The following is a 19,880-nucleotide window of genomic DNA, read 5'->3' on the forward strand; positions in this document are numbered from 1 at the left end:
GCCGATGAGAATCAGAGAAACAACCATTCCCGAAACTCCGTAATAAACAAGTTTCTTGCGGCCTACCTTATCAATGATGACAAGAGCCAGAACGGTGGTCAAAGTATTGACTAGTCCTACCAGAACTTGGTAAAATGAAAGTTAACTGTTTGCATAGCTGTATTATGGTAGAAAAGTTTTATCTTTATCGCGTTAAACTAACTAATACCCCCATTATGAGAAGAATTTTTTATTTACTTTTCCTTGTCTTATTAGGCTATTCTTTTGACGTAAAAGCTTCAGACACAGTGTTTATCCATGAAACACAAATCCCGGTTTTGATAGAGCGGCAGGACAATGTTCTGTTCTATATCCGGTTGGATGCAAAGGAAAGCAAGATGCTCGATGAAGTTGTTTTAGATTTCAGTAAAAGTACCAACTTAGCGGATGTCCAGGCAATCAAACTCTATTATGGAGGAACAGAGGCCTTACAAGATCAAAACAAAAATCGCTTTGCCCCTGTAGAGTACATATCCAGCCATCGACCGGGTGCGACATTGGCGGCTAATCCTTCCTATTCCATAAAATGTGCAGAGGTCGGACCATCGGAAAAAGTTGTATTAAGAGGTAATTACAATTTATTTCCAGGTGTCAACTTTTTTTGGATCAGTTTGCAGATGAAAACAGATGCCTCTTTGCATACTAAAATAGTCTCTGATTTACATGCTGTAAAAGTGGATGGGAAAGAACTCTATTGTAAATTTATTTCCCCGAAAGATATTACTCACCGGATGGCAGTCGGAGTTCGTCATGCTGGTAATGACGGTTCTGCTTCCTTCCGTATTCCCGGATTAGTGACAACCAATAAAGGAACATTATTGGGAGTGTACGATGTCCGATATAATAGTAGTGTCGATTTACAGGAATATGTAGATGTGGGTTTGAGTCGTAGCACTGACGGAGGGAAGAGCTGGGAGAAAATGCGTCTTCCGCTTTCATTTGGTGAGTATGGCGGTTTGCCTAAAGCACAGAATGGGGTAGGAGATCCCTCTATTTTGGTAGATACTCAAACGAATACCGTCTGGGTGGTTGCCGCATGGACACATGGTATGGGTAATCAACGTGCCTGGTGGAGCTCCCATTCGGGAATGGATATAAACCATACCGCACAGCTGGTATTGGCAAAGAGTACAGACGATGGTAAAACATGGTCGAAACCGATCAATATAACAGAGCAGGTAAAAGATCCGTCCTGGTATTTTCTCCTTCAAGGACCCGGACGTGGAATAACGATGAGCGACGGCACATTAGTATTTCCAACGCAGTTTATAGACTCTACCCGTGTTCCGAATGCAGGAATCATGTATAGTAAAGACCGGGGGAAAACGTGGAAAATGCACAATATGGCACGAACAAATACAACGGAAGCACAAGTTGCGGAAATAGAACCGGGAGTATTGATGCTGAATATGCGTGACAATAGAGGAGGAAGCCGGGCTATTGCCATAACGAAAGATTTGGGAAAAACCTGGACAGAACACCCGTCTTCACGTAAGGCACTTCAGGAACCGGTATGTATGGCCAGTCTGATTCATGTCGATGCCAAGGACAACGTTTTGAATAAAGACCTCCTGTTGTTTTCAAATCCGGATACGACTAAAGGGCGCAATCATATAACAATAAAAACAAGTCTGGATAAAGGACTTACCTGGTTGCCCGAACATCAAATCATGCTCGACGAAGCAGAAGGATGGGGATATAGTTGCCTGACGATGATTGATAAAGAGACAATCGGTATTCTATATGAGAGCAGTGTGGCACACATGACTTTTCAGGCGGTGAAATTAACAGATTTGTTAGGAATGAAATGATAGATATAATAGCGGTTAAACTATCCGATATGATAAAAGAATAAAACCGTATATTTATCGTGGCGTGCAAAAACAACATATTTTGTTAAATTATCAGTGAAATTTGCTGAAAAAATAATATCTTTGAATCCGTTAATATCTAATGCCCCACTATGATGATTAATTTGATCGGAAAAAAGGCTCAAATAGCATGTGGATTACTATGCTGTTGCAGTATGGCATATGCACAGAGCAATGACAATTCCGAAGTTGTCGTTCTAAATACAGGTTGGGAATTTTCCCAGGCAGGAACAGAGCTGTGGCGACCGGCACAGGTTCCGGGCACCGTTCATCAGGACCTTATCTACCATAAACAAATACCCGATCCTTTTTATGGCATCAATGAACAAAAGATTCAGTGGGTGGAAAATGAAGACTGGGAATACCGGACTGCTTTTACAGTTACCCCCGAACAACTGAAACGGGATGACGCCCAATTGGTTTTTGAAGGCCTTGACACGTATGCCGATGTATACCTCAATGGGGCACTGTTGCTGAAAGCCGATAACATGTTTGTCGGTTATACCATACCCGTCAAGTCCCAACTCCGTATCGGAGAAAACCTTCTTCACATCTATTTTCATTCCCCCATCCGGCAGACACTGCCTCAATATAACTCGAACGGATTCAACTATCCGGCAGACAACGACCATCACGACAAACATTTAAGCGTATTCTCCCGTAAAGCCCCTTACAGCTATGGCTGGGACTGGGGAATCCGCATGGTGACCAGCGGCATCTGGCGTCCGGTGACCATCCGTTTTTATGACGCAGCTTCTATCAGTGACTACCACATAAAGCAACTCGCACTGACCGACCAGCTCGCAAACCTGTCTAATGAATTAGAAATAAACAACATACTCCCCCGGCCACTTCAGGCAGAGGTGAGAATCAATACCTCATTCGAAGGAAGTGCAGAAAAAAGCATCAGCCAGGCAATCACCTTACAGCCCGGAATCAATCATGTTTCCATACCTTCCGAAGTGGCATCCCCCGTACGTTGGATGCCGAATGGATGGGGAAAGCCCGCCCTGTATGATTTCTCCGCTCAAATCATAGTAGAAGATAAAGTCGTAGCCGAGCAATCGCACCGGATAGGACTGCGTACCGTTTGCCTCGTTAATGAAAAAGATAAAGACGGAGAATCCTTCTATTTTGAAGTAAATGGTGTACCTATGTTTGCCAAAGGAGCCAATTACATCCCCCAGGATGCACTCTTGACTAACGTCACTACCGAACGCTACCAAACCTTATTCCGCGACATCCGCGAAGCGAACATGAATGTCATTCGTGTATGGGGAGGTGGAACGTACGAAGATGACCGTTTCTATGACCTGGCAGATGAAAACGGAATACTGGTGTGGCAAGACTTCATGTTTGCCTGCACTCCCTATCCGTCCGACCCCACCTTTCTGAAAAGGGTAGAGGCGGAAGCCTGCTATAACATCCGTCGCCTTCGCAATCATGCTTCACTGGCGATGTGGTGCGGCAATAACGAAATACTGGAAGCCTTAAAATATTGGGGATTCGACAAGAACTTCCCGCTCGAAATCTATCAGGAAATGTTTCGAGGCTACGACAAACTGTTCCATCAGCTCCTTCCAGCCAAGGTTAAGGAACTGGATGCCGACCGTTTCTACATACACAGCTCCCCGTATTTTGCCAACTGGGGGCGTCCTGAATCCTGGGGAATAGGAGACAGCCATAACTGGGGAGTCTGGTATGGTCAAAAAACATTCGAGTCACTCGATACAGACCTGCCCCGTTTCATGAGCGAATTCGGTTTTCAGTCCTTCCCGGAAATGAAGACCATCTCCACTTTCGCCGCTCCGGAAGATTATCAGATAGAATCGGAAGTGATGAATGCTCATCAGAAAAGCAGTATCGGCAACGCCCTGATTCGTACCTACATGGAGCGCGACTATATCATCCCTGAAAAATTTGAAGACTTTGTCTATGTCGGACTAGTGCTGCAAGGACAAGGAATGCGTCACGGACTGGAAGCACACCGCCGGAACCGTCCTTACTGTATGGGTACCCTGTATTGGCAACTGAATGATAGCTGGCCGGTAGTATCCTGGTCGAGCATCGACTATTACGGTAACTGGAAAGCCCTGCATTACCAAGCCAAACGAGCCTTTGCTCCAATCCTCATCAATCCTATCCGGCAGAACGACAGCCTCAATATCTACCTGATTTCCGACTGTCCGGACACCAAAGACCACCTGATGTTGGAAATGAAAGTAACAGACTTTGACGGAAAGAAACAAGGCAAGCCGATACGACTCAACACATTGACAGTTCCGGCTAACACTTCCCAATGCGTGTACCGTATAAAAACCGACACCTGGCTATCACCGGAAGAACAGCAACGCTGTTTCATGCAACTGACCCTGAAAGACAAGGCAGGAAATACCCTTGCCGAAACCGTATACTTCTTTAGAAAAACAAAAGACCTGCTTCTGCCTGAAACAACCGTTTCCAGCAAGATGAAACAGAAAGACGGCATGTGTGAACTGACATTGTTTTCTCCCGCTCTTGCAAAAGATGTCTTTATTGAAATTCCTTTGCAGGGAGCCCGTTTCAGCGACAACTTTTTCGACCTTCTTCCCGGAGAACGTAAAACGGTCGTCATCACTTCTCCCCAAATAAAGAAAGGAGAGGAGCTGCCTTTGACAATCAAACATATTCGTGAAACTTATAATTAATCTATTAATAACTTAACACTTAATTTTTTAGTTTATGAAGCAACTCTTTAAATTAACCGGATGTCTGGCACTAGCAGGACTTTTTGCCTCTTGCCAATCGGCGCAACAGGAACCCAACTACCAGATCATCCCCATGCCACAAGAAATTGTAACCGCTCAAGGAAGTCCCTTCATCCTCAAGAGCAGTGTGAAAATTCTCTATCCGGAAGGAAACGAGAAGATGCAACGCAACGCAAAATTCCTGGCAGACTATCTGAAAACGGCTACCGGAAAAGATTTCTCCATTGAAGCCGGAACAGAAGGTAAAAACGCAATCGTACTGGCATTAGGCACGGAGAACGAAAATCCGGAATCCTACCAGATGAAAGTTACCGGTGACGGAATCACGATTACCGGTCCTACGGAAGCCGGCGTATTCTATGGCATCCAGTCCCTGCGCAAATCATTGCCTGTGGCTGTCGGTGCGGATATTGCCATGCCAGCCGTAGAAATCAATGACGCTCCCCGCTTTGGCTATCGTGGTGCGCATTTCGATACCAGCCGTCATTTCTTTACCGTGGATGAAATAAAGACCTACATCGACATGCAGGCTTTACATAACATGAACCGCCTCCACTGGCATATCACCGACGATCAAGGCTGGCGTCTGGAAATCAAAAAATACCCGAAACTGACTGAAATCGGTGCTAACAGAACAGAAACAGTCATCGGACGTAACTCCGGCGAATACGACGGCAAACCTTACGGTGGATTCTACACCCAGGAACAAGCCAAAGAAATCGTAGATTATGCAGCCGAACGCTACATCACCGTTGTTCCCGAAATCGACCTTCCGGGACACATGCAAGCTGCCCTTGCCGCTTACCCAGAACTGGGTTGTACCGGTGGCCCGTACGAAGTATGGAGACAATGGGGTGTATCCGAAGATGTGCTTTGCGCCGGAAACGACCAGGTCTTGAAATTCCTGGAAGATGTCTATGGTGAATTGATTGAAATCTTCCCATCACCATATATTCATGTAGGTGGCGACGAATGCCCGAAAGTAAGATGGGAAAAATGTCCGAAATGCCAGGCACGTATCAAAGCATTGGGACTGAAGTCAGATCAGAACCACAGCAAAGAAGAACGTTTGCAGAGCTTTGTCATCAACCATATTGAGAAATTCCTGAACGACCATGGACGTCAAATCATCGGTTGGGATGAAATCCTCGAAGGCGGACTTGCTCCGAATGCTACCGTGATGTCATGGCGTGGTGAGAAAGGTGGTATCGAAGCTGCGAAGCAGCAACATGATGTCATCATGACACCGAACACCTACCTGTATTTCGACTACTACCAAGCTAAAGACGTAGAAAACGAACCGTTCGGTATCGGTGGTTATCTGCCCATGGAAAGAGTGTATAGCTACGAGCCGATGCCGGCTTCTCTTACTCCCGAAGAACAGAAATACATCAAGGGAGTGCAAGCCAACCTTTGGACAGAATACATCGCTACTTTCCCACATGCACAATACATGGTATTGCCTCGTTGGGCTGCTTTGTGTGAAATTCAGTGGTCCAGCCCCGAAAAGAAAAACTATGCCGACTTCCTGTCCCGTCTTCCACAACTGATTAAGTGGTACGATGCAGAAGGATACAATTACGCTAAACACGTATTTGACGTACAAGCCGAGTTTGACCCGAATCCGGCAGAAGGAACAATGGACGTTACCCTGTCTACCATCGACGGTGCTCCTATTTACTATACGTTAGACGGCACAGAACCTACTGCCACTTCCCCCGTTTACGAAGGAGTATTGAAAATTAAGGAAAATGTCACCCTGTCCGCTAAAGCCATCCGTCCCAACGGCGAAAGCAAGACTGTGACGGAGAAGATTGATTTCAGCAAATCCAGCATGAAGCCGATTGTAGCCAATCAGCCTATCAATGAACAATACCTGTTCAAAGGAGCTTCCACTTTGGTAGACGGTCTGAAAGGAAATAGCAGCTACAGGTCAGGTCGTTGGATCGCTTTCAACGGAAATGACATGGATATGACTATCGACCTCCGGCAACCTACTGAAATCTCAAGCGTGGCAATCTCTACCAATGTAGCAAAAGGAGACTGGGTATTTGATGCCAGAAACCTGTCCGTAGAAACTTCAGATGATGGCAAGAACTTCAAAAAGATTGCTTCCGAAGAATACCCGGAGATGAAAGAGACAGACAAAGACGGAATCGTTGAGCATAAACTAACCTTTGATCCTGTGACCACCCAATACGTGAGAGTCATTGCTTCACCGGAGAAATCACTTCCGGCATGGCATGGAGGAAAAGGTAAAAACGCATTTTTATTTGTAGACGAAATCAAAATTGATTAATGAATATAAGAAAAGAATACCCTAAAGTTTGTCTTTTCTTATGGATATTGGGGATGTGCTTTCATGCACATCCCATTCTGGCACAGTCCGTCATACCTGTCCCATTAAAAATGGAGCAGGGGACGGGCTCTTTTTTACTGTCAGAAAAGACTAAACTTTATACAAACCTGCAAGGTGGAGAAGCGGAACTTTGGGAGAATTACCTGAAAGCATTGCCTGTTCAATTGAAAGAAGCGAGAATGAAAGACAGGAAACAGATGCTTTTCTTATTGATAACCCCCAAGACCCCCCAGTTGCCATCACCGGAAAGCTACACACTCTCCGTCACCCCTCAACGAATTGAGATCCGGGCAACTTCGGGAGCCGGATTATTCTATGGAATGCAAACCCTGTTACAGCTGATGCAACCGGCGGGCACAGGCAGCTATTCCATAGCCTCTGTCGAGATAGAAGACACCCCGCGTTTTGCTTACCGCGGACTGATGCTGGACGTATCCCGCCATTTCTCTACCAAAGAGTTTATAAAGAAGCAGATAGACGCATTGGCATATTACAAAATCAACCGTTTGCACCTGCACCTGACCGATGCGGCAGGCTGGCGGCTTGAAATTAAGAAATATCCTTTACTGACCGATTTTGCAGCTTGGCGTACAGACCCCACCTGGAAGAAATGGTGGAACGGCGGACGTAAATACCTCCGTTACGATGAACCCGGAGCTTCCGGAGGCTATTACACCCAGGACGATATTCGTGAAATACTGGCATACGCCCGTCAGCACTACATCACCGTGATTCCGGAGATTGAAATGCCTTCCCATTCGGAAGAGGTGCTGGCTGCCTACCCGCAGCTATCCTGTTCGGGAGAACCTTACAAGAACTCCGATTTCTGTGTCGGCAATGAAGAAACTTTCACCTTTCTGGAGAATGTACTGACGGAAGTTATGGAACTTTTCCCTTCCGAATACATTCATGTAGGAGGTGATGAGGCCGGCAAATCGGCTTGGAAGACCTGTCCGAAATGTCAGAAGAGAATGAAAGACGAGCATCTGGCCAATGTAGACGAGCTGCAAAGCTATCTGATACACCGCATCGAAAAATTCCTCAACAATCACGGACGCTGTCTCTTGGGATGGGACGAGATTCTGCAAGGAGGCATTGCGCCCAATGCAACCGTCATGTCATGGCGTGGAGAAGAGGGTGGTATCGCTGCCGTCACCTCCGGCCATCATGCCATCATGACGCCGGGTGCATACTGTTATCTGGACAGCTATCAGGACGCCCCATACTCCCAGCCGGAAGCTATCGGCGGCTACCTGCCATTGAAGAAAGTATATACCTATGATCCTGTTCCCGCTTCCTTAACTGCGGAGCAGGCAAAGTTAGTCTACGGTGTGCAGGGCAACCTATGGGTGGAATATATCCCCACTCCCGAACACGTGGAATATATGATTTACCCTCGTATACTGGCATTGGCGGAAGTAGCCTGGTCGGCTCCGGAACGTAAGTCATGGTCCGATTTCCATACCCGTGCACTGTCAGCAGTGGCCGATTTACAGAAAAAAGGATACCATCCTTTCGATTTGAGCAAAGAAATCGGCAGCCGTCCCGAATCTCTTCAACCAGTCAGCCATTTGGCGCTCGGTAAAAAAGTGACCTATAACTCCTCCTATAGCGCCCATTATCCCGCACAAGGCAACACAGCCCTGACAGACGGCATACGTGGTGACTGGACTTACGGTGATGGTTCATGGCAAGGATTTATCTCGGACAACCGTCTCGATGTGACGATTGATATGGAAAAAGAAACCCCTATCCATTCCATCACCGCCGCTTTTATGCAAGTGGTCGGCGCGGAAGTATTCCTGCCGGAGACAGTGATTATTTCCATTTCCGATGATGGAATTAACTTCACGGAGTTGCAAAAACAACACTTTGAAGTGAGCAAAGAAACCCCTATCCGGTTTACGGATATTTCATGGCAGGGAGAAGCCAAAGGAAGATACGTACGTTACCAGGCACAGGCCGGAAGCGAATTCGAAGGGTGGATATTTACGGATGAGATAATCGTGAAATAGACATTGTCAATATCATTTATGAATAAAAGAGGGAATCTACTCAACCAGATTCTCTCTTTTTTTGTTATATTTGTATTATTACCTTAAAAACTAAGAATATGGTACAACACGCTAGACTCATTTTCTACAGCCTTCTTCTTCTGGTAATCCCGTGCGAGAGCACCTTGGCGCAGAAGATTCCCGTCACGCCCATAGACTCATTGATAACTGTTGGATATGCCACCGGAAGTTTGAAAACCCTCTCCGGTTCCGTAGAGAAGATTACGGAGACACAGATGAATAAAGACCAGATAACGAACCCTTTGGAAGCAATCCGCGGACGTGTGCCGGGCTTGACTATCCAACGCGGGTCAAATGGTCCGGCAGCCTTGGATGCAGTACGCCTGCGGGGAACTACCTCACTGACCAGTGGCAATGACCCTTTGATAATCGTCGACGGAGTATTTGGTGACTTGAGTATGCTCACCTCCATTTACCCTACGGATATTGAGAGCTTCACCATTCTGAAAGACGCTTCCGAAACCGCACAATACGGTTCACGAGGAGCTTCCGGTGTGATCGAGGTCACCACTAAAAAAGGAATGAGCGGCAGAACACAGGTAGCCTACAACGGTAGCTTCGGAATTTCCACCGTCTACAAGAATCTGAAAATGCTGTCCGGCGATGAGTACCGCCGTGTCGCTTCGGAACGCGGGATTTCCATTCTGGACAAAGGAAATAATACCGATTTTCAGAAAGAAATTGAACAGACAGGACTACAACAAAACCATCACATCGCCTTTTATGGCGGTTCCAGTGAGTCCAGCTATCGCGTTTCTCTTGGTTTCATGGATCGTCAGGGAGTGATTTTGAATGAAGACATGAAAAACTTCACTTCGAATATGAACATGAATCAGAAAATGTTCGACGGCTTCCTGAACTGCGAGCTGGGAATGTTCGGTTCCATTCAGAAGAATCATAATCTGGTGGATTATCAGAAAACGTTCTATTCGGCAGCCACATTCAATCCCACCTATCCCAACCATAAAGACCCCGTCACCAATTCCTGGGACGGAATAACAACCGCCAGCCAAATTACCAATCCATTGGCATGGATGGAAGTGCAGGATGATGATGCCACTTCGCACATCAGCACGCATGCCCGTCTGACTTTCAATCTACTGGAAGGGCTGAAACTTAACCTCTTCGGTGCCTATACCTATAATATCGTGGAAAATTCGCAATACCTCCCCACCTCCGTCTGGGCGAACGGTCAGGCTTACAAAGGAACCAAAAAGCGAGAGTCCTTGCTGGGCAACATGATGCTGACCTATAAGAAAAACTGGAAAAAACATTTCTTTGACGTGTTGGCACTTGCCGAACTTCAAAAAGAAACCTACACGGGATATTATACAACAGTAAGCAATTTCAGCACCGACAAATTCGGGTATAATAATCTTCAGGCAGGCGCACTCCGCTTGTGGGAAGGCACTAATTCTTACTACGACCAACCCCGTCTGGCATCTTTCATGGGACGTTTCAACTATACATACGCCGACCGCTACGTACTGACGCTGAACGCCCGTACAGATGCTTCCTCCAAATTCGGAGCGAACCATAAATGGGGATTCTTCCCCTCCGCATCTGCCGCATGGGTGATTAGTGAAGAAGAATTTATGAAGCAGTTGCCGATGGTGGATAATCTGAAATTCCGTATTGGCTATGGTCTGGCAGGTAATCAGAGCGGGATTGACTCATACACTACATTGAACCTTGTAAAGCCGAACGGTGTAGTCCCCGTCGGAAACTCCGCCGTCGTATCTTTAGGAGACTTACGGAACACAAATCCCGACCTGAAATGGGAAGTGAAACATACCTTTAATACCGGTATCGACGTAGCTCTTTTCGGTAACCGCCTGCTGCTTTCCGCCAACTATTACAACTCCCGAACCACAGACATGCTTTACCTTTACAACGTAAGCGTACCGCCTTTCACCTATAACACCTTGCTTGCCAACATCGGTTCCATGCGCAACTGGGGTACGGAAATCGCCATCGGCATCACCCCCTTGAAGACCAAGGATATGGAATTGAATATCAATGCCAATATCACTTTCCAGCGCAACAAACTGCTCTCATTAAGCGGTATGTACAACGGCGAAATGCTTTCTGCCCCCGAATATAAAAGTCTTGCCAGCCTCGACGGAGCCGGCTTTCACGGAGGATACAACCACATCGTATATCAGATGGTGGGTCAACCGTTGGGCGTGTTCTATCTTCCCCACAGTACGGGACTCGAATCCGATGGAAACGGTGGATACACCTATGGCATCGCCGATCTGAATGGCGGAGGTGTCAGCCTTGAAGATGGTGAAGACCGCTACGTGGCAGGACAAGCCGTACCTAAAACGATTCTTGGCTCCAACATCAGTTTCCGCTACAAGCGTTTCGACCTGTCTTTGCAGGTTAACGGAGCTTTCGGACATAAAATTTACAACGGAACCTCCCTGACCTATATGAACATGAATATATTTCCCGACTATAACGTAATGAAGAAAGGCCCGAAACAGAACATCAAGGATCAAACCGCCACCGACTATTGGTTGGAAAAGGGAGATTATGTCAACTTCGACTATGTGACGCTGGGTTGGAACGTGCCGATTGAGAAAGTGCAGAAACTGAAGAAATATGTCCGTTCCCTGCGTCTGGCATTTACAGTCAACAACCTGGCAACCATTTCCGGTTATTCGGGACTTTCACCCATGATTAACAGTTCAACAGTGAACTCCACTTTAGGCGTGGATGATAAACGGGGATATCCGTTGGCGCGGACGTACACACTGGGATTGAGTATTAACTTTTAATGGAGGAGGAGATGATGAAACAATATATGAAAAATAAAAGTCTTTTTTTGCAGAAAGAAGAACTGCTTTCAAGGATAGCGGAACTGTTTTCAAAGAAGATCTTACGTCCTTCGGGAGTGCTGGTATTCCTTCTTATAACGTGCCTGGGTTTATTCTCATGTAGTAAGTTTTTGGAGGAAAATCCGAAAGATAAGTTACCCGAAGATGACGTTTACAATACAATCTCGGAAGTATATCTCAATGCAGTAGCTTCGCTTTATACATACGTAGGCGGTTATAGTGATAGTCAGGGATTGCAGGGAACGGGTAGGGGAGTCTACGACCTGAACACCTTTACCTCCGACGAAGCCATTATCCCCACCCGTGGAGGTGACTGGTATGACGGTGGTTTTTGGCAAGGACTTTACCTGCACGATTGGGGAATAGAGAATGATGCCATTCAGGCTACATGGGAATATCTCTATAAAGTCGTCATGTTAAGTAACAAATCACTGGAACGGATAGACAAATTCGCCGAAACTCATTCCGCTACGGAACTGCCGGCATACCGTGCCGAAGTACGTGCCATGCGGGCTATGTATTATTATTACCTGATGGATTTGTTCGGACGCATCCCGCTAGTTCAATCCTCTTCCGTAGCAATGAAAGATGTAGTGCAAAGTGAACGGAAAACGGTCTTTGACTTTGTTGTCAAGGAATTGCAAGAGGCGGCTCCTTTGTTGAGCGATGCACATAGCAACCAGTCCGGCCCTTACTATGGCCGTATCACTCGCCCCGTGGTAATTTTCCTACTGGCCAAACTGGCTTTGAACTCCGAAGTTTATACAGACAATGATTGGACGGACGGACAACGCCCGGATGGAAAAAATATAAAGTTCACAGTGAACGGCAGCGAACTAAATGCCTGGGAAACAGTTATCTACTATTGTGACCAACTCAAGACTATGGGCTACAAACTGGAACCGGAATACGAAACGAATTTCTCTATATTCAACGAACCGTCCGTAGAGAATGTCTTCACTATCCCGATGAACAAAACTCTGTACACCAACCAGATGCAATATCTCTTCCGTTCCCGCCACTATAATCACGCCAAGGCTTACGGACTAAGCGGTGAGAACGGTCCCAGCGCCACCATTGAAGCCCTCGAAGCTTTCGGTTATGAAACCGCGGAACAAGATCCCCGTTTTGATATTTGCTATTTTGCAGGAATTGTCCACGACCTGAAAGGAAACATAATCAAACTGGATAATGGAACGGTACTGGAATATCTGCCCTGGAAAGTATCTCTGGATATAACAGATACCCCATACGAACAAACCGCAGGAGCCCGCATGAAAAAGTATGAAGTCGACCCGACTGCCACAAAAGACGGTAAGTTGATGGAGAATGACATTGTATTGTTCCGCTATGCAGACGCTTTGTTGATGAAGAGTGAAGCGAAAGTCCGGAACGGAGCAAACGGAGATGAAGAACTCAATGAAGTTCGTAGCCGTGTCAACGCTTCTCCCCGCACTGCCACTTTAGAGAATATCCTTGCCGAACGTCAGCTGGAACTGGCTTGGGAAGGATGGAGACGACAGGACTTAGTCCGCTTCGGGAAGTTTACAAGAGCTTACAGCAGCCGTCCGCAACTACCGGATGAGGCAAGTGGATATACAACTGTATTCCCTATACCGGAGAAAATACGGGTGATGAATGAGAGGTTGAAACAGAATCCGGGGTATTAGGAAGAAGATAGTAGTAATCAAAATAAAAAATCCTCGATTTTCATCCGGAGAATCGAGGATTTATATTATTTGTTGCAGCAATCGAATTACTCAATCAAAACGAAATCATATTTTTCAAATTCACTCCCATTGATTATTATAGCAATTTGATGAAGCCCGAGATGGAATTTTCTCGTCGTAACCACGCGGAAAGAGTGCTTTCGCGTTATTCGTGTGGTAGAATTCCCGGTATATTCTTTTTCGCTGATTTTATGAACTTTCTTCGTCAGCGTTCCATTTGCTTTTTGGTAATAAATACCATATTCAAGCCGTATTTTGATTGTCTTATTGCTATGATTCAACAAGTTAAAACCAAACTCCAACGAATCACCGACTTTAACCTTAAGACTTGAAATCTGAAAATCCTCCATACTAATATTATTTCTGATAGAATCAAAGCCAAACAACTCCATCACCTCTGGAATCCCTTGTTTTAAGAGCGTCCGGCAACCGTGTTTAATAATCCAGTCTACCTCTTTAGATTCCCCCTTCCATTTCTTTGCCAAATCAATGACAATTTCCGGATTATCTTTCGCAATATCATTCAAATTATTGGCAACGCTCAACCGTACAAATCTTGCCGGATCATTTTTAAGATTCTCTAAAATAGGAATAATAGGTGTCGGGTCTTTCTTCAGATTCGGCAAAGCCATCGCCCAAGGCAAACGCGGACGGCAACCTTCTGACGAAAGCCGCCTGACTCCCCAATGCTCATGTTTCGACCAAACCAACATCTGCTTCATCATTTCATCCGGATATTTTATTATAAAAGGATGAGTCACAAATTCGCAACTTGTGAACTGTGTGATTTTCTCTATCGCCTTGACAGACGTTTCATAATCATCCAACCCATATTGCTCGACATAATTATTCAGAATCACCCCATACTCCAGCATCAATCCAAACTTCGTATCGTCTATCACCGAAAAATCAGGCCGCGTACTTTTTACATGATCCAACAACTCAAGAATCTTAGCGATCGCCTCTTTGTAATCTGCCGGCAAAAACTTTTTCAGAATGCTAGTGATATGTATCCAGCGCTGTTTTAGTTCCCTGCCTTCCCATTCATCATCCATTATTTGAGAAACAAAACCGTGAGCATCAAAATCATCGATAACAAGTCTCAAATCTTTCGTAAACAGATCGAAAAATTGCTTGTTGTACATATTCTTAAAAGGTTCTGCCATACTTGAAGTCTATATTTAGTATCTATTTATTTGCTACACAAATATATGTCTTTTTTTTAAAAGGACAAGCCCTAAAAACAGAAGTGAGCCACAAAAAAGATTGCAGCTCACTTATACCTTATATATTATAGCAAAAAATTAATCGAAGAAACTCTTGAACTTCTTGAAAATCTTCTCCTTCACCGACGTGTTAGGTTTGAAGTTGTCCGAAGCCTCCATCTTTTCGAGCGTGCTCTTTTCCTCTTTATTGAGCGCTTCCGGCACATAGATACTGATGTTGACGAGTAAATCCCCCGTTCCGTACCCGTTCACATTCGGCAATCCCTTGCCGCGCAAACGAAGCACCTTACCTGGTTGAGTACCCGAATCAATCTTCACTTTCACTTTGCCGTCGATAGTCGGAATTTCCACAGCTCCGCCCAGAGCAGCAGTCGGGAAACTAAGCAACAGATTATAAATCAAATCATTCTCGTCGCGAATCAAGTCCTGATGCGGTTCTTCCTCTACGAGAATCAGCAAGTCGCCTGCCACACCATTGTGTTTGCCGGCATTTCCTTTGCCACCCATAGAAAGCTGCATACCCTCTGCCACTCCGGCAGGGATTTTCACCGACACCACTTCTTCACCGTAAATGATTCCGTCGCCACCACACTTCTTACATTTGTTCTTGATAATCTTACCCTCACCGCCACAAGTAGAACAAGTGACGCGAGTCTGCATAGTGCCCAGAATAGTCTGCTGGTTACGGATCACGGAGCCGCTACCCTTACAAGTAGGACAAGTCTCCGAACCGCCGTCACCTTCGGCACCCGTGCCATGACACTGGTCACACGGCACATATTTTTTGAGTTTAAATTTCTTTTCTACTCCGGTAGAGATCTCCTTCAACGTCAGCTTCACTTTCACACGAAGGTCACTGCCGCGATACCGGCGTTGCTGTGAACCGCCACCGCCAAATCCGCTAAACCCTCCGAAGCCTCCCCCGAAACCGCCGCCGCGGCCACCAAAGATGTCGCCAAACATAGAGAAAATGTCATCCATCGACATCCCCTCGCCACCGAAACCACCGAACGGACCGCCATTGCCTGCCGCACCGCTCACTCCCGCATGACCGAACTGATCGTAACGCGAACGCTTTTCCGGGTTACTCAACACGTCATAAGCCTCGGCCGCCTCCTTAAATTTCTCTTCTGCCTCCTTATCCCCCGGATTCTTGTCAGGGTGATACTGGATTGCTTTCTTACGGTACGCTTTCTTAATCTCCTCTACTGTGGCTGTCTTCGTCACCTCCAATATTTCGTAATAGTCTCTTTTTTCTGCCATGCTTCTTTAAAAATTATGAGTTTTATGGGTTGCGAATCCTTATTCCCCTACTACCACTTTGGCGTGGCGCAACACTTTGTCGTTCAGTGTATACCCCGTCTGCACACAATCCAGAATCTTACCTTTCTGTGCTTCCGACGGTGCGGGGATTACCGCGATGGCTTCATGGAAATCAGTATCCAGCGGTTGGTCTTTCGTCTCGATGACTTTCACACCATTTTGAGCCAGAACAGCCATAAATTTATTGTAAATCAGTTCCACCCCTTCTTTTACGGCATTGACATCCGTTGCCGTTTCCATCGTCTTGATGGCACGTTCGAAATCGTCCACTACCGGAAGAATACTGCCAAGACTCTTTTCGCCACCATTCAGGATCAGTTCGGCCTTCTCCTTTAAAGTGCGTTTACGATAATTGTCGAACTCGGCAGACAAGCGCAGATATTTATCCTTTTGCTCTTCAAGCGCTTCTTGAGCCTTTTCCAGTTCCTTTTCCAACTCCTCTTCATGAGTCAGCGGAGCGGTTCCCTCTGCTTGTTCGTTTTGCGGTTGGTCTTCCGCAGGATTGTGAGTTTCCTCCACATTCAGTTCCTCTTCCTTCACTTTTTTTTCTTTCGGATCCATCTTGGTATTTACTATTTTATTATTTACTATTTAGAAACACACGTTATCTATGCAAGATACCGCTTATAAACATACCGGACTGACCGGATGTCACAGATTTCGTCTGCAAAAACTTTGCCAAGTTGGCCGTTTTGCCAAAAAACGCAGCAAAGGTAACACTTTTATGTCAGATTGGCACATATCAGATAGCTCATAATTCATTTTAAATGTCTACCTTTGCACGCTCAAATAAGTAAATAGTAACTAGTAAAATAGTAAATAATAAGATGATTACAGTTTCGAACGTATCGGTTCAGTTTGGTAAAAGAGTGTTATTTAATGACGTAAACCTGAAGTTTACGAGTGGTAATTGTTATGGTATTATCGGTGCGAACGGTGCGGGAAAATCTACGTTTCTTCGTACGATTTACGGAGATCTGGACCCGACAACAGGTACGATTGCGCTCGGACCGGGCGAACGTCTCTCGGTGTTGAGTCAGGACCACTTCAAGTGGGACTCATATACCGTCATGGATACCGTCATGATGGGACATACCGTGTTGTGGGACATCATGAAGCAACGCGAAGAATTGTATGCAAAAGAAGATTTCACAGACGAAGACGGACTGAAAGTATCCGAATTGGAAGAAAAATTTGCCGAGTTGGACGGATGGAATGCGGAAAGCGACGCAGCCATGCTATTGAGCGGACTGGGCGTGAAAGAAGATAAGCATTACGTATTGATGGGTGAATTGAGTGGTAAGGAAAAAGTACGTGTCATGCTGGCGCAGGCATTGTACGGAAATCCGGACAACCTCTTGCTCGATGAGCCTACCAATGACTTGGATATGGAAACAGTGACCTGGTTGGAAGAATATCTTGCCAACTTCGAGCATACCGTATTGGTGGTAAGCCACGACCGTCACTTCCTCGACTCTGTATGTACACACACCGTAGACATCGACTACGGAAAAATCAATATGTTTGCCGGTAACTATAGTTTCTGGTACGAATCCAGCCAATTGGCTCTCCGTCAGCAACAGAACCAGAAGGCGAAGGCTGAAGAGAAGAAGAAAGAACTCGAAGAGTTTATCCGCCGTTTCAGCGCGAACGTAGCGAAGAGCAAGCAGACAACGAGCCGTAAGAAGATGTTGGAGAAACTGAACGTAGAAGAAATCAAACCTTCTTCACGTAAGTATCCGGGCATCATCTTCACTCCCGAACGCGAGCCGGGCAACCAGATTCTGGAAGTTTCCGGATTGAGCAAGAAGACGGAAGAAGGCGTAGTGCTCTTCAACGACGTGAACTTCAACGTAGAGAAAGGTGACAAGGTGGTATTCCTGTCACGCAATCCGCGCGCGATGACTGCTTTCTTCGAAATTATCAACGGAAACATGAAACCCGATGCAGGTACTTTCAACTGGGGGGTAACCATCACCACTGCTTACCTGCCGCTGGATAACACTGATTTCTTCAATTCCGACCTGAACCTGGTAGACTGGTTGAGCCAGTTTGGAGAAGGCAACGAGGTATATATGAAAGGCTTCCTCGGCCGTATGCTTTTCTCCGGCGAAGAGGTATTGAAGAAAGTAAGCGTACTCTCCGGAGGTGAGAAGATGCGTTGTATGATTGCCCGTATGCAGCTGCGCAATGCCAACTGCCTCATTCTGGACACTCCGACCAACCATCTGGACTTGGAATCTATCCAGGCATTCAACAACAACCTGAAGACGTACAAAGGAAATATCCTCTTCTCGTCTCATGACCACGAATTTATTCAGACCGTTGCCAACCGCATCATCGAACTGACACCGAACGGTATCATCGACAAGATGATGGAATATGACGAATATATCACTTCCGACCATATTAAGGAATTGCGGGCGAAGATGTACGGAGACAAATAAGTGACCGGACGAATAAAAGCCCCTGACTCCCATACATGAAGTCTGATGAATAACCAATTTAACAGCAACCTATTCTCAACAATGGGTTGCTGTTCTTTTTAGCACTATGGAAATAAAATATTTTGAAAACAGAGAAGATTGGCGAAAATGGCTGGCAGACAACTTTGAAAACGCCAATGACGTTTGGTTTGTATTCCCCTCCAAATCTTCGGGCGAAAAAAGTGTTACATACAACGACGCTGTCGAGGAAGCCCTTTGCTTCGGATGGATCGACAGCACCATAAAGGCGCTCGACAAAGAACATAAAATCCAGCATTTCACACCCAGAAACCCTAAAAGTTCCTACTCGCAAGCCAACAAAGAGAGACTGAAATGGTTGCTGGAACATAATATGATTCACCCTGATAGGGAAGATAATATACGAAAAGTATTGTCAGCCCCTTTTGTCTTCCCGAATGATATTATCGGAAAACTGAAAGAGGATAAAACTGTATGGGAGAATTACCAACAATTTTCTAATGCGTATAGACGTATCCGAATTGCATACATTGAGGCTGCCAGAAAACGGCCGGAAGAATTTGAAAAGCGATTGAACAACTTTATCAATAAAACGAAGGAAAATAAAATGATAAAAGGATTTGGGGGAATTGAAAAATACTACTAATCCCTATGTCTGTAGTTGTAACTTTGATTGTAATAACAGGACAGAAGCATTATGCGCATAATTGATATTCAATTCTCTTTCTCGAACGTAGTTATTTTTCTGCCCTTCACCTTTCTTCCAGATTCCTGATAAATAGTGTGTTTACGGGTGAAGGGGCGCTCTTACACCGTCTTTTTACCGGTAAGCGTCTCCGCGATTCTATATAGTGTATTAAAATAAAAAGGCTAATGATCCCTTTTTAGTCATTAGCCTTTTCCCATCTGTCAGGAAGCAGTTCCCTGTATTTTTCAATTGGTGTGTTCGGTTGCCATTCGGCTGTTCTGTTTATCACATCCGTGAGATACTCAAATAAATTCACTTTATGCATCCTACAAGTGAGTGCTATTGTATAGAGTATGGCGCCTCGTTCGGCCCCCTTATGGCTGCCGAAGAACAATGAGTTTTTTCTTGATAAGGATATGTACCGGTTCATCCGTTCAACCATATTGTTGTCCAGATAAGTGTCACCATAATTAAAGATGTCCACCACTGCATTCCACTCATTGCGAAGATAGGT

Annotated in this window: 12 protein-coding genes and 1 pseudogene; 8 read left to right on the forward strand and 5 right to left on the reverse strand. The window is 45.6% G+C overall.

The features are described from left to right. Positions 1 to 135: pseudogene (locus HMPREF9010_RS25980) on the reverse strand (MFS transporter); the annotation flags it as partial. 80 nt (positions 136 to 215) lie between these two features. Here HMPREF9010_RS25980 and HMPREF9010_RS01360 point away from each other — a divergent pair. From HMPREF9010_RS01360 to HMPREF9010_RS01335, 6 genes are all read left to right on the forward strand, one after another. Beyond that, the gene (locus HMPREF9010_RS01360; protein ID WP_008651699.1) at positions 216 to 1,850 is read left to right on the forward strand and encodes a sialidase family protein; all 1,635 of its coding nucleotides are present in this window, start codon (positions 216 to 218) and stop codon (positions 1,848 to 1,850) included. Between the two features lie 152 nt (positions 1,851 to 2,002). Next, positions 2,003 to 4,597 (forward strand): beta-mannosidase, encoded by a 2,595-nt coding sequence (locus HMPREF9010_RS01355; protein WP_008651701.1) that lies wholly within the window; start codon positions 2,003 to 2,005, stop codon positions 4,595 to 4,597. Between the two features lie 34 nt (positions 4,598 to 4,631). After that, positions 4,632 to 6,956 carry a family 20 glycosylhydrolase gene (locus tag HMPREF9010_RS01350; RefSeq protein ID WP_008651706.1) on the forward strand — a complete coding sequence of 775 codons (2,325 nt, stop codon included), beginning with the start codon at positions 4,632 to 4,634 and terminating at the stop codon, positions 6,954 to 6,956. Beyond that, the gene (locus HMPREF9010_RS01345; RefSeq protein ID WP_008651708.1) at positions 6,956 to 9,031 is read left to right on the forward strand and encodes a family 20 glycosylhydrolase; all 2,076 of its coding nucleotides are present in this window, start codon (positions 6,956 to 6,958) and stop codon (positions 9,029 to 9,031) included. Before HMPREF9010_RS01350 ends, HMPREF9010_RS01345 begins: the two co-directional genes overlap by 1 nt. Before the next feature lie 98 nt (positions 9,032 to 9,129). Further along, positions 9,130 to 11,874 carry a SusC/RagA family TonB-linked outer membrane protein gene (locus HMPREF9010_RS01340; RefSeq protein WP_008651709.1) on the forward strand — a complete coding sequence of 915 codons (2,745 nt, stop codon included), beginning with the start codon at positions 9,130 to 9,132 and terminating at the stop codon, positions 11,872 to 11,874. 11 nt (positions 11,875 to 11,885) lie between these two features. Further along, a complete protein-coding gene (locus HMPREF9010_RS01335; protein ID WP_369746707.1) occupies positions 11,886 to 13,604 on the forward strand; it encodes a RagB/SusD family nutrient uptake outer membrane protein in 1,719 nt (572 codons plus the stop codon). An 86-nt stretch (positions 13,605 to 13,690) separates the two neighbouring features. Here the strand turns inward: HMPREF9010_RS01335 and HMPREF9010_RS01330 are convergent, their stop codons facing one another. The 3 genes from HMPREF9010_RS01330 to HMPREF9010_RS01320 form a co-directional block, all read right to left on the reverse strand. After that, positions 13,691 to 14,830, reverse strand: a complete 1,140-nt coding sequence (locus tag HMPREF9010_RS01330; protein ID WP_004308801.1) for a DNA alkylation repair protein — start codon at positions 14,828 to 14,830, stop codon at positions 13,691 to 13,693. 138 nt (positions 14,831 to 14,968) lie between these two features. Beyond that, positions 14,969 to 16,153, reverse strand: coding sequence for a molecular chaperone DnaJ (dnaJ, locus tag HMPREF9010_RS01325; RefSeq protein WP_004307195.1), 1,185 nt, complete (start codon positions 16,151 to 16,153; stop codon positions 14,969 to 14,971). Positions 16,154 to 16,192: 39 nt separating this feature from the next. Beyond that, positions 16,193 to 16,774 carry a nucleotide exchange factor GrpE gene (locus HMPREF9010_RS01320; RefSeq protein ID WP_004297892.1) on the reverse strand — a complete coding sequence of 194 codons (582 nt, stop codon included), beginning with the start codon at positions 16,772 to 16,774 and terminating at the stop codon, positions 16,193 to 16,195. Between the two features lie 266 nt (positions 16,775 to 17,040). On the opposite strand from HMPREF9010_RS01320, the gene HMPREF9010_RS01315 reads away from it, so the two are divergent. Both HMPREF9010_RS01315 and HMPREF9010_RS01310 read left to right on the forward strand, forming a co-directional pair. Continuing rightward, positions 17,041 to 18,660: an ABC-F family ATP-binding cassette domain-containing protein gene (locus HMPREF9010_RS01315; RefSeq protein ID WP_004297887.1), complete on the forward strand. Its 1,620-nt coding sequence runs from the start codon at positions 17,041 to 17,043 to the stop codon at positions 18,658 to 18,660. A 106-nt stretch (positions 18,661 to 18,766) separates the two neighbouring features. Next, the gene (locus HMPREF9010_RS01310) at positions 18,767 to 19,324 is read left to right on the forward strand and encodes a YdeI/OmpD-associated family protein (RefSeq protein ID WP_008651715.1); all 558 of its coding nucleotides are present in this window, start codon (positions 18,767 to 18,769) and stop codon (positions 19,322 to 19,324) included. A gap of 238 nt (positions 19,325 to 19,562) precedes the next feature. Here the strand turns inward: HMPREF9010_RS01310 and HMPREF9010_RS25785 are convergent. Then, positions 19,563 to 19,880 (reverse strand): IS66 family transposase (locus tag HMPREF9010_RS25785; RefSeq protein ID WP_032852972.1); only part of this gene is annotated, 318 nt, incomplete at its 5' end.

The organism is Bacteroides sp. 3_1_23, assembly GCF_000162555.1.
Lineage (GTDB): Bacteria > Bacteroidota > Bacteroidia > Bacteroidales > Bacteroidaceae > Bacteroides > Bacteroides ovatus.